The sequence below is a fragment of the Nocardioides sp. P5_C9_2 genome, assembly GCF_054049555.1.
Window position 1 is genome coordinate 1 of sequence record NZ_JBFUMD010000057.1, and the last position, 11,885, is coordinate 11,885.

Genomic DNA, 11,885 nt, shown 5'->3' on the forward strand with positions numbered 1-11,885 from the left:
CGCCGCCCTGGTCGGCGGTCACGGTGACGTCGACCTTCGACGCGGTGCCGAAGGTGGCCGGCTCGGGCACGTGCACCGCGGTGACCTTGGTCGCCACGTTCTCGCAGACCGAGATCGACACGTTGTCGACGTACCAGCCGTCGACACCGCCGCAACCGTCACGACCGATGTCGAAGCGGACCTGGATCGAGTCGCCCGCCTTGGCGCCGGCTGCCTCCAGGTTGATCTGCGACTGACCCCACGAACCCGAGGCCTTGCCCGGGTTGGTGCCCGAGAAGCCGTCTTCGCCCTCGAGCGGGTTGGTGCTCTGCTCGGCCTCGGTGGTGAGAGGCAGGGCGTTCGGGGGGTTGAAGACGTACGCGTCGGCGGGGACGACCTCGAAGGCGCCACCGTTGACGCTCATCTTGACGTTGCCGCCGTCGAAGCCGGCCTCGGTCGCGATGTAGTGGTCGAACGACATGCGCAGCGCCTTGCCCGTGGGGACGAGGACCGACGGGCTGGTGATCGAGTCGCTGCTCGAGATGTCACCGACGCCGCCACTGCAGTCACCCTCGTTGGGGGCAGGACCGACGGCCACGCGGCCCACGTTGTCGCGGCCCGGGAAGGTCGCGGTGGTACGCCACGGGAAGCCGTTGCCGCCGGGGTAGGCGACGGTCTGGTCCTTGGTCCAGGCCGTGATGCCACCGTCGAAGTCGTCCGCGAAGACGACGCGGCTGCTGTAGCCGTCCCCGCACAGGGCGGGGGCGTCCTTGGCCAGGATCGGCTGCCAGTCACACTGGACCGTCGGGTCCTTGCGGAGCTCGACGGCGGCGATGACCTTGGTGACCTGCTCGCAGTCGGTGGCCGTGACCGGCTCCGCCTGCTCCGGGGTGCCACCGATCTCGAGGTTGATCGCGTTGATCGGACGACCGACCAGCGCCGTGCAGGCCGCCTCGAGGGAGTCGGCGTGGTCGACGAAGTCCGACGTCTCGGTCAGGTACTCGTTCTGGGCCTTGAAGTAGATGTTCGCAGCCTTGTCGAGACCGATGCCCGAGACGGTCTGACCGTTGTAGGTCCCACCGTCGACGAGCAGGGCGTAGCCGTGGTTGGGCACCGCGGAGTTGCCGTGCACGCCGCCGTTGTCGTCGGACGAGCAGTGGTACTCGGCGTCGGACACCTTGCCCGGGTCGCCGTAGCAGGTCGGGTTCCACATGTCGCGGATCGCGCCACCGAAGGCGGTCGACTGCTCGCCGATGAGCCAGCGGTGCGAGTTGGTGGCCGTGCGCGGCAGCTCCTTGACGGTCATGTTGACCGCGCCGACCGACTTGATCTTCGTGCCGTCCGCCTGCGTCACCATGAGGCCGGGGATGGCGTAGTCACCCGCGACCGAGGAGACTCCGGCGCGGTTGTTGCCGAAGACGACGCCGGTGGCGCCGGCGGCGATCACGTTGTCGATCTTGTCGGTGAACACGCAGGTGCCACGGTCGACGTACGCCCACTTGCCGGACAGGTCGTTGGTGATGGTGCTGCAGCCGTCGGTCGTGAGCGGGCCGTCGTCGTTGGCGGCGTCGGTCGCCACCACGACGTCGGCGGTGGTGCCGGCGGTGGTGAACTGGGGACCGAAGGCAGCCGGAGCGGCGCCCGCGCAGGGGCCCTGCACCGAGGCAGGCGAGTTGATCTGCGCCGTGATCTCACCGCGGGTGTAGAGCGAGCAGACGCCGTCCTCGCGAGGAGCGTCGACCTCGCCCTCGTCCTCACGACCGTTGAGCTGGTCGAGGGTCTCGCCCCACACGTCGGAGTACGCCTCGTTGAGGGCGCCGGACTGCCACTGGTAGATCAGGCCGGAGTTGTACTCGGTGTAGGCGTGGCCCCACTCGTGGGAGACGACGTCGTCGCTGTAGACGCCCGCGCAGTAGCTCGTGTAGGAGCCGTTCCACGAGGCGTTGGGGCAGGCGTCCGGTCGGTTGTGCAGGGTGACCATCGTGCTGCCCGCGTCGTCGAAGGAGTCGACGCCGAAGGTGTTGAAGAACAGCGAGTAGGCCTCGCCGGTCGAGTTCACGAGGTCCTGCTGGTCCGTGTCGAGCGAGCCCGGGAACGGGTCACCCTCGAACCAGACGGGGGCGATGCTGACCGGGGTGCCGGGCGGGTCCGTGCGGTCGTAGTCGGTGGTGTAGAGCTCGCGGTCCAGCGCCTCGTGCACGTCGGAGTAGCGGTTGACGGGCTTCAGGGTGCCGGCGTCGAGGAAGACGTGGTCGCGGATGTTGCCGCCCTTGCCGTCCTTGGTGACGTTGGTGACCTCGACCTCGTAGACGAGCTCGGCCTTGCCGGACTCACCCTTCACGGCGCCCTGGCGGTAGATCGTCAGGTCGGTCGAGGCGGCCCGCAGGCCCTTCACGTCGGAGCGGGAGCCGCTCTCGGTGGTGGGCGGGGCGGCCTTGACGACGGCGACGGCGCGGGCCGCGGCGTCGGCGGCGCTGCGGCCGGGGGTCACGCTCAGGTCGAGACCGGGGGCCGCGAAGCCGCTCACCGAGGTGAGGTCGCCCTCGAGGTCGACGTTGGCCTTGAGGGTCCCGCCGAAGACGGGGACGCCCTGGTAGGCCTGCTTGTAGATGACCGTCCAGCCGAACTGGTTGCGGGTGATGCCGCTCTGCTCGAGCTCCCCGGGACGGGCGCCGAAGTTGGCGCCGTAGGTGTCCAGGTAGGCACCGGCCTTGCTCGCGGCGGCCGAGGCGGAGTCGCCCGTCCGCCCGGGCATCAGGTCGCCGTTGCCCTTGACGCGGATGAAGCCGACCTTGCCGGTCGCGCTCTCGTCGCTGACGGTGACCGGGCTGTCAGCCCGGTTCGTCATGGCCCTCAGGCCGTTGTCGCCGGCAGGTGCTGCCGGCAGTGCTTGCGCTCCGAGCGTGGGAAGGGCGGCAAGGCCGGCCCCCACGACTGCGAGTGCAAGCCCCCTGTTGAGGAGCTTCACGTGTTTTCCTCCAGATTGTTCTGAGCGCCACTCGGAACAGATCTGCCCGAGTGATCTGGGACACCATACGAACGCAGACGTGACACCGGTAGACCCTTGCGAATGTTTCTCGTAACACTCGTGTTTCGTGATCACGCCGGTACAGCCGGGGTGCGACACGCTTCGTGTGATCCGTGGGGCTGGTGTGACTCTCCCGTAGGGTCGCGGCATGGCGACCCGTACGTCTTCCCCGGCGGGGTCGCGGAGCACGAGCACGTCCGGTTCCACCGGCTCGCGAGGCAGCTCGCGGGGCGGTGGGACCACGTCCTCAGGCACCCGATCCCGCAGTACCACCAAGAGCCCAGCGTCCCGGACGAGCAAGGGCGGCTCCCGCACGCCCGCTCGCGGCAGCTCGCGGCGCCCCACGACCCGTCCGGCCCCCCGGGCGGTGCGCAACGGGCCGGGCCCGGTCGCCCGCATGTTCGGCGGCATCGGCCGCACGGTCGCCTCGGTCTGGCTGGGCATCGCCCACGCCCTCGGTGCGGTGGCCCGCTCGATCGGGCAGTCGGCCCGCGACCTCGAGCCGGAGCACCGTCGTGACGGGGTCGGCCTGTTCCTGTTCGGCCTGGCCATGGTGGTCGCGGCCGCGGTCTGGTGGCAGCTGCCGGGCGGGGTCATGGAGTTCATGCGCTCGATGACCGCCGGTGCCGTCGGCAAGGTCGGTTGGCTGGTCCCGCTCTTCCTGGTGTACGCCGGGTGGCGCACGCTGCGCGACCCCGAGCGCAACGGCCCCGCCGGCCGCCAGGTCATCGGCTGGTCCGCGTTCGCCCTGGGCATCCTGGGGATCGTCCACATCGCCAACGGCAACCCGCAGCCCGAGCTCGGCGACGCCAGCTCGCTGCAGYAGGCCGGGGGAGCGGTGGGCTTCGTGACCTCGAGCCTCCTGCTCGACCTGTTCCGCACGGCGTACGTCGTGGTGCCGATGCTGGCCCTGCTCGCGTTCTTCGGCGTCCTCATCATCACCGCCACCCCCGTCTACCAGATCCCGGTCCGCCTGGCCGCCGCCCGCGACCGTGCCCTGGGTCGCACCGCGACCGAGCAGGGTGTCGCCGGCGAGCTGGAGGCTCCCACCACGCCGATGCGCACCCGCCGTCGCGGGATGCTCGACGAGATCGACCCCGAGGCAGGCGACCCGGCGTACGACTCCCCGGTCCTGGAGGACCGCGAGGTCAAGCGCCGCCGCGCCCGCAAGAAGTCCGACGTCGAGGACGGCACGGACGCCGGCATCGACCTGTTCGCGGACGCGCCGACCGAGACCACGCCCGCCGTCGGTCTCCCCGGGGCGTCGGTCCCCGACGCGACCGACGCGACCGGCGACGTCGAGCCCCCGCCGCACACGCCGCTGCCCCAGCGCGTGGAGCAGCTCGCGCTGTCCGGMGACATCACCTACTCGCTGCCCGGCAACGAGGTCCTCAAGCCCGGCTCGGTGCACAAGGCCCGCTCCAAGGCCAGTGACGCCGTGGTCGAGCGGCTGATGCAGGTGATGGACGAGTTCGCCATCGACGCCACCGTCACCGGCTACACCCGGGGCCCGACCGTGACGCGCTACGAGGTCGAGCTCGGTCCCGCCGTCAAGGTCGAGAAGGTCACCGCGCTCTCCAAGAACATCGCGTACGCCGTCGCCTCGGCCGACGTGCGGATCCTCAGCCCGATCCCCGGCAAGTCCGCGATCGGGATCGAGATCCCCAACCTCGACAAGGAGATCGTCTCCCTCGGTGACGTGCTCCGCTCCAACACCGCCCGCGCGGACCACCACCCGATGGTCGCCGGGCTCGGCAAGGACGTCGAGGGTGGCTTCGTCGTCGCCAACATGGCGAAGATGCCGCACCTGCTCGTCGCCGGTGCCACCGGCTCGGGCAAGTCGTCGTTCATCAACTCGCTCATCACCTCGATCCTCATGCGCTCGACGCCCGACGAGGTCCGGATGATCATGGTCGACCCCAAGCGGGTCGAGCTGAACGCCTACGAGGGCGTGCCGCACCTCATCACGCCGATCATCACCAACCCCAAGAAGGCCGCCGAGGCGCTGGCCTGGGTCGTGCGCGAGATGGACATGCGCTACGACGACCTGGCCAACTTCGGGTTCCGTCACATCGACGACTTCAACAAGGCGGTGCGGGGAGGCAAGGTCGAGGTGCCCGCCGGCAGCGAGCGCGTGCTCACGCCGTACCCCTACCTGCTCGTCATCGTCGACGAGCTCGCCGACCTGATGATGGTCTCCCCGCGCGACGTCGAGGACTCGGTGGTCCGCATCACCCAGCTCGCCCGCGCGGCCGGCATCCACCTGGTGCTCGCCACGCAGCGTCCGTCGGTCGACGTGGTGACCGGCCTCATCAAGGCCAACGTCCCGTCCCGCCTCGCCTTCGCGACGAGCTCGCTCGGCGACAGCCGGGTCATCCTCGACCAGCCGGGCGCGGAGAAGCTCGTCGGCCAGGGTGACGGCCTCTTCCTGCCGATGGGCGCCAGCAAGCCCGTCCGGGTCCAGGGGTCGTGGGTCACCGAGGCCGAGATCCAGCAGGTCGTCAAGCACTGCAAGGACCAGCTCGAGCCGACGTACGTCGAGGACGTCACCGCCCCGGCCGCGGCCAAGCGGGAGATCGACGACGACATCGGCGACGACATGGAGCTCGTGGTGCAGGCCATCGAGCTCATCGTCTCCACCCAGTTCGGCTCGACGTCGATGCTGCAGCGCAAGCTGCGCGTCGGCTTCGCCAAGGCCGGACGACTGATGGACATCCTCGAGAGCCGCGGCGTCGTGGGTCCGAGCGAGGGGTCGAAGGCTCGCGACGTGCTCGTGAAGCCCGACGAGATCGACGCCGTCATTGCCACGATCGAGGGGAGTGCGTGATGGGTGCTGCTGAGCTGTACGACGACGGATCGGCCGAGGGGACCACCGAGGGGACCGGTTCGACCGAGTCCCTGTCGATGGCGCCCGAGGCGGTCGAGGTACGTCGCAACGGGGCGCTCGCCGCCGCCGTGGGAGCGGTCGCCGCCGCGATCGCGATCGCCTACCTGGCGCGCGCCACCCAGACCGGGGCCGTCCTCGACTGGGTGCTCGCCGTGGTGCTCGGGCTCGTGTCGATCGGGTGGCTGCGCGCCTTCGTCGATGCCCGGACGCCGCTGCTGGTCGCCGACGCGCAGGGTGTGCGGATCCGCCTGGGCAACACGTGGCGGGGCCTGCCCTGGAGCGCCGTGCACCACGTGGAGCACAGCCCCCGTCGCGGCCTGCTCCGCGACGGTCGCCTCGTGGTGGTCGCGCACAACGAGGAGCTCGTCCTCGACGAGCTCGATGCGCGTGGTCGCCGCCAGGCCGGGCTCGCCCGACGCCTGTACGGCGCCCCACTGGCCGTCCCGCTCGGCCTCGCCACCCGCGTGAGCGGTGGCGGCGACGACCTGACCGCCGCCCTGGACCGCGTCGCGATGCGGTCCACCGAGGTCATCGTGCTGGACGTGCCGGGCGCGGACGACACCGCAGACGCCGAGCGCGGGCTCCACGACGAGGAGCACGAGCTGCTCGACGAGTCGGAGCGCGACGCGGACGGCACCGAGGTCGCGCACCGGGTCCGCGACCCGCGTCCCTTCCTGGCCGCCGGCATCGCCCGGCTGTCCGCCCTGGTCCCGAGCCGCCCGGAGCGCACCGAGGACGCGGCGGACGCCGAGCACGAGGACGACGACGCGGACCGTGACGACGCGCTCGAGGACGTGGAGGTCGACGAGCCCGTCGTCGCCAGCGCCACCCCCTCCCCGCTGCGCGAGGCTGCCGGCGCCCGGCGCTCCGAGGTCCGCCGTGAGGTCACCGAGGACACCGGCGACGACACCGGCGGTCGCGAGCTGCGCCGTCCCGGCAGCGTCAGCCTGGTGGAGGACACCCAGGTCTGGGGTGACCGGGTCCGACCGATCTCCCGCCAGGGCGAGGTCGTGGAGCCGCTGGTCATCGACGAGTTCGCCACCCTCCCCGCGGCCGACCCCGTGGTGGGGCCGGAGCTGGCCGCGGCCCGCACCCGGCTGGGTCTGACCGTGGACCAGCTGGCCGATCGCACCCGGATCCGCCCGCACGTCATCGAGTCGATCGAGGTCGACGACTTCGTCCCCTGCGGAGGCGACTTCTACGCCCGCGGTCACCTGCGCACCCTGGCCCGCGTGCTGGGCATCGACGTGGCGCCGCTGCTGACGTCGTACGACGAGCGCTACGCCCACGCACCGATCAACCCCCGTCGGGTCTTCGAGGCCGAGCTGRCCACGGGCGCCAACGGGTCGATCCGCAGCACCCGCGGTGGTCCCAACTGGTCCGTGCTGGTCGCGGTGGTGATGGCCCTGGTGCTCTGCTGGTCGATCGCGCGACTGGTGATGGACACGCCCACCGAGCTGCGCAACGCCAGTCCGGTCCTCAACGGGTCCGGCGGGCCCAGCGGCGCCGGCTCGGCACCGACGGCCGACCCGGTGCCCGTGGTGGTCACCGCCGCGACCGGTGGCGCGCACGTCGTGGTCCGCGACGGCGCCGGCGAGATCGTGTTCAAGGGGAACCTCGCGGTGGGGGACGCCCGGGAGCTCGACGCGGCTCCTCCGGTGCGCGTGCAGTCCACCGACGGCGCCGTGACGGTCGCCCTCGACGGCCAGGACCCTCGACCGGTGGGCGAGGCCGGCGTGGCGGGCCAGGGGACCTTCGTCTCGCGGTGATGCCTGTGACGGGGGCCATGCCCTCGCCCGCGGGCGAGGGTTGGGGTCAGCCCCCGCCCAGGCGGCATACTCCTTGGTGCGATGACCACGACTCCTGCTGACGCCCGCGCCCTTCCCGGTACCCCCCTCAACGTGGCGGTGGTGACCCTGGGCTGTGCCCGCAACGAGGTCGACTCCGAGGAGCTCGCCGGCCGTCTGGAGGCCGACGGGTTCGTGCTCGTGGACGACCCGGAGGACGCCGACACCGTCCTGGTCAACACGTGCGGCTTCGTGGAGGCCGCCAAGAAGGACTCGGTCGACACCCTGCTGGAGGCCGCGGACCTCAAGGAGTCCGGCCGCCCGCAGGCCGTCGTCGCCGTCGGCTGCCTCGCCGAGCGCTACGGCAAGGACCTCGCCGAGTCGCTGCCCGAGGCGGACGCCGTCCTCGGCTTCGACGACTACCCGGACATCGCCGCGCGGCTCCGTTCGATCGTCGCCGGGGAGACGCACCACCCGCACACCCCCTCCGACCGCCGTCGGCTGCTGCCCATCAGCCCGGTGGAGCGCGACGCCTCCGCCATCTCGGTGCCCGGCCATGCCGACCAGGGGCCCTCGGACGTCTCCGAGATCGGTGCGGGCGCCCCGGCCACCGGGCCACGCGCCGTACGCCGGCGTCTGGACTCGGGCCCGATGGCTCCGCTCAAGCTGGCCAGCGGCTGCGACCGGCGCTGCTCGTTCTGCGCGATCCCCAGCTTCCGCGGCTCCTTCGTGAGCCGCCGTCCGAGCGACGTCCTGGCCGAGGGCCAGTGGCTGGCGACCCAAGGTGCTCGCGAGCTCTTCCTCGTGAGCGAGAACTCCACGTCGTACGGCAAGGACCTCGGCGACCTGCGGCTCCTGGAGACGATGCTCCCCGAGCTGGCCGCCATCGAGGGCGTCGACCGGGTCCGGGTGTCCTACCTCCAGCCGGCCGAGACGCGTCCCGGGCTGATCGAGGCGATCGCCTCGACCCCTGGCGTCGTCCCCTACTTCGACCTCTCCTTCCAGCACGCCAGCGCGTCGGTGCTGCGTCGGATGCGCCGCTTCGGCGACCCGGAGAGCTTCCTCGACCTGCTCGCGCGCATCCGCGACCTCGCGCCGCTGGCCGGGGTGCGGTCCAACGTCATCGTCGGCTTCCCCGGCGAGACCGAGGAGGACCTGCAGACACTGTGCGACTTCCTCGAGGCCGCGCGCATGGACGTCACCGGTGTCTTCGGCTACTCCGACGAGGACGGCACCGAGGCCGCGACGTACGACGGCAAGCTCGACGAGGACGAGGTGCGAGCCCGCACCGAGCACGTCACCTCGCTCGTGGAGGAGCTCAACGCCCAGCGGGCCGAGGAGCGCATCGGCGAGACCGTCTCGGTGCTCGTCGAGTCGGTCGAGGACGGGCTCGTCGAGGGACGGGCCGAGCACCAGGGTCCGGAGGTCGACGGCACGACGACGATCGAGCTCGCCGGTGACGCCCGGGTCGGGGACATCGTCCTCGCGGAGGTCGTGGCCACCGACGGCGTCGACCTGGTCGCCACCGCGACGCACCACCCGGGCACCGGGCCGACGGGAGCCACCGCATGAGCGACACCGACCGCACCGTCTCCAACTGGAACGTGCCCAACGCGCTGACCACCCTGCGCATCGTCATGGTGCCGTTCTTCGGCTGGGCGCTGCTCCAGGACGGCGGCGACTCGCCGACGTGGCGGTGGGTGGCGTTCGCGATCTTCGCGGTCGCGATGATCACCGACAAGATCGACGGCGACATCGCCCGCAAGCACGACCTGGTCACCGACTTCGGCAAGATCGCCGACCCCATCGCCGACAAGGCCATCACCGGCATGGCGTTCATCGGTCTGTCCATCGTCGGGGACATCTGGTGGTGGGTGACGATCGTCGTCCTCCTGCGCGAGTGGAGCGTGACGGCGCTGCGCCTCTCGGTGCTCAAGGACGTGGTCCTCGCGGCGTCGCGGAGCGGCAAGATCAAGACCACGCTGCAGGGCGTCGCCCTGGCCGGCCTGCTCCTGCCGTTGCCGCACGGCGACGCGCACGGCGGGGCGTTCGACTCCTGGGGCGTCCCCGGAGAGGTGCTGTTCTACGCCTTCCAGGTGGTGCTCGCGGGTGCGGTCGCGATGACGATGTGGTCCGGCTACGAGTTCTTCCGCGACGTCGCCCGGCAGCGTCGTACGACGTCCGCGCCTGAAACGCCTGGTCGGTAACCAGACGTTCACCTGTCACACGCGTTGACACGGACCAGGCGGTCGACCGCCGGGTTAGGGTGCTCCGGATCACTCACATCCCGGAAAGGCACCACCTGTGTCAGCATCCTTCTTCGCGCGCCGCTGGGTGGCGGTGGCAACCACCTCGGGCGTTCTCGCGGCACCCCTGGCCGTGGTCGCGATCACCACCGTCCCCGCCCAGGCGGCGCCGGCGGTCGAGATCAACCTCGTCGCCATCAACGACTTCCACGGTCGCATCAACACGAACACCACCAAGTGGGCGACCACCGTGGAGAACGTGTCCGCCGCCACCACCACCCCGGCCAACACCCTCATGGTCGGTGCGGGCGACCTGATCGGCGCCTCCGAGTTCGCCTCGGCGATCGCGGACGACCAGCCCACCATCGACGTGATGAACGCCCTCGACCTCGATGTGTCGGCCGTGGGCAACCACGAGTTCGACAAGGGCTGGGCCGACCTCCGCGACCGCGTCATCGGCCCCGCGGCCACGCGCAACGCGAAGTGGGACTACCTCGCCTCCAACGTCACCGTCAAGGCCACGGGCGCCACCGCCCTCGCGCCGTTCCAGACCTACACGGTCGACAACGGCACCCCGGCCGACACCAGCGACGACGTGGTCGTCGGCGTCGTCGGCGGCGTGACCGACGAGACCCCGAGCCTGGTCAGCCCCGCCGGTGTCGCCGACCTGCAGTTCTCCGAGGAGGTCTCGGCGGCCGCCAGGTACGCCGACCTCCTCAAGGACGGCAACCCGGCCAACGGCGAGGCCGACGTCGTCGTCGCCACCTTCCACTCCGGTGCCGCGGTGGGCGCGAACTCGTCCTTCGCCGCCGAGGTCGCCAAGGGCGGCGCGTTCGCCCGCATGGCGAACATGACCGGCAACGTGGACGCGATCATCAACGGCCACACCCACCAGACCTACGCCTGGCAGGGCCCCAAGCCCGGTGGCGGCGAGCGCGCCTACATCCAGACCGGTGAGTACGGCTCCAACGTCGGCCAGATCAAGCTGACCGTCGACGCGGGTGCCGCACCCGGCACCAACCCGGTCACCGGCTTCACCGTCACCAACACCCCGCGCACCACCGCCGACCCGACCCTCACCAACCCGCGCGTCGCCGAGGTGAAGAGGATCGTGGACGCCGCGCTCGCCAACGCCAAGGTCGTCGGCGACCGGCCCGTCGGGTCCGTCACCGCCGACATCTCGCGCGCCTACGACGGCGTGGACGCCGGCGGCAAGCCGGTCGAGGACCGCGGCTCGGAGTCGCCCCTCGGCGACCTCGTGGCCAATGCGCTGCGCGACGGCATCCCCGCCGACATCGCCAAGCCGGACCTCGGCATCGTCAACCCCGGCGGCCTGCGTACCGACCTGCTGTTCAAGGGTGACGCGGCCACCAACCCGGCCAACACCGACGGCGTGATCACCTACGCCGAGGCCAACACGGTCCTGCCGTTCGTCAACAACGTCTCGACCGTGGCCCTCACCGGCGCCCAGGTGAAGAAGATCCTCGAGCAGCAGTGGCAGCCGGCCGGCAACCAGCGTCCGTTCCTGCACCTGGGCCTGTCGGACAACGTCCAGACGACGCTCGACCCGACCCAGCCGGTCGGCCAGCGCGTCACCTCGGTGCGCGTCAACGGCGCTCCGCTCGACCTGGCCAAGACGTACTCCGTCTCGACCTTCTCGTTCCTCGCCGCGGGTGGCGACAACTTCACCGCCTTCACCGAGGGCAAGTCGAAGGACACCGGCCTCGTCGACCGCGACCTGTGGATCAAGTACCTCGGCGACCACAAGCCGGTCGCGCCGAGCTTCGCTCGCGAGCAGATCTACGTCTCCGGTCTGAAGGACAGCTACCGCGCGGGTGACAAGGCGACGATCGTCTTCGACCGCCTCGACATGAACCCGAGCGGCGCCAAGAACACGCGGCTCGACCTGGTCAAGGTCAAGAACGACGGCTCGACCAAGGTCTTCGGCACCACCACGG

Annotated in this window: 6 protein-coding genes; 5 read left to right on the forward strand and 1 reads right to left on the reverse strand. The window is 71.0% G+C overall.

Annotated features, from left to right (window positions below; all coding sequences use genetic code 11):
* Window positions 1-2,827 (reverse strand): M4 family metallopeptidase (locus ACXJKL_RS04820; protein ID WP_457205921.1); only part of this gene is annotated, 2,827 nt, incomplete at its 3' end.
* Between the two features lie 577 nt (window positions 2,828-3,404).
* Here ACXJKL_RS04820 and ACXJKL_RS04825 point away from each other — a divergent pair.
* The 5 genes from ACXJKL_RS04825 to ACXJKL_RS04845 all read left to right on the forward strand — a co-directional run.
* Window positions 3,405-5,834, forward strand: a complete 2,430-nt coding sequence (locus tag ACXJKL_RS04825; protein ID WP_457205922.1) for a DNA translocase FtsK 4TM domain-containing protein — start codon at window positions 3,405-3,407, stop codon at window positions 5,832-5,834.
* Window positions 5,834-7,663, forward strand: coding sequence for a helix-turn-helix domain-containing protein (locus ACXJKL_RS04830; RefSeq protein ID WP_457205923.1), 1,830 nt, complete (start codon window positions 5,834-5,836; stop codon window positions 7,661-7,663). Before ACXJKL_RS04825 ends, ACXJKL_RS04830 begins: the two co-directional genes overlap by 1 nt.
* An 81-nt stretch (window positions 7,664-7,744) precedes the next feature.
* Window positions 7,745-9,253, forward strand: a complete 1,509-nt coding sequence (gene rimO / locus ACXJKL_RS04835; RefSeq protein WP_457205924.1) for a 30S ribosomal protein S12 methylthiotransferase RimO — start codon at window positions 7,745-7,747, stop codon at window positions 9,251-9,253.
* Window positions 9,250-9,888 carry a CDP-diacylglycerol--glycerol-3-phosphate 3-phosphatidyltransferase gene (pgsA, locus tag ACXJKL_RS04840; RefSeq protein WP_457205925.1) on the forward strand — a complete coding sequence of 213 codons (639 nt, stop codon included), beginning with the start codon at window positions 9,250-9,252 and terminating at the stop codon, window positions 9,886-9,888. Before rimO ends, pgsA begins: the two co-directional genes overlap by 4 nt.
* Before the next feature lie 97 nt (window positions 9,889-9,985).
* Window positions 9,986-11,885 (forward strand): bifunctional metallophosphatase/5'-nucleotidase (locus ACXJKL_RS04845; protein ID WP_457205926.1); only part of this gene is annotated, 1,900 nt, incomplete at its 3' end.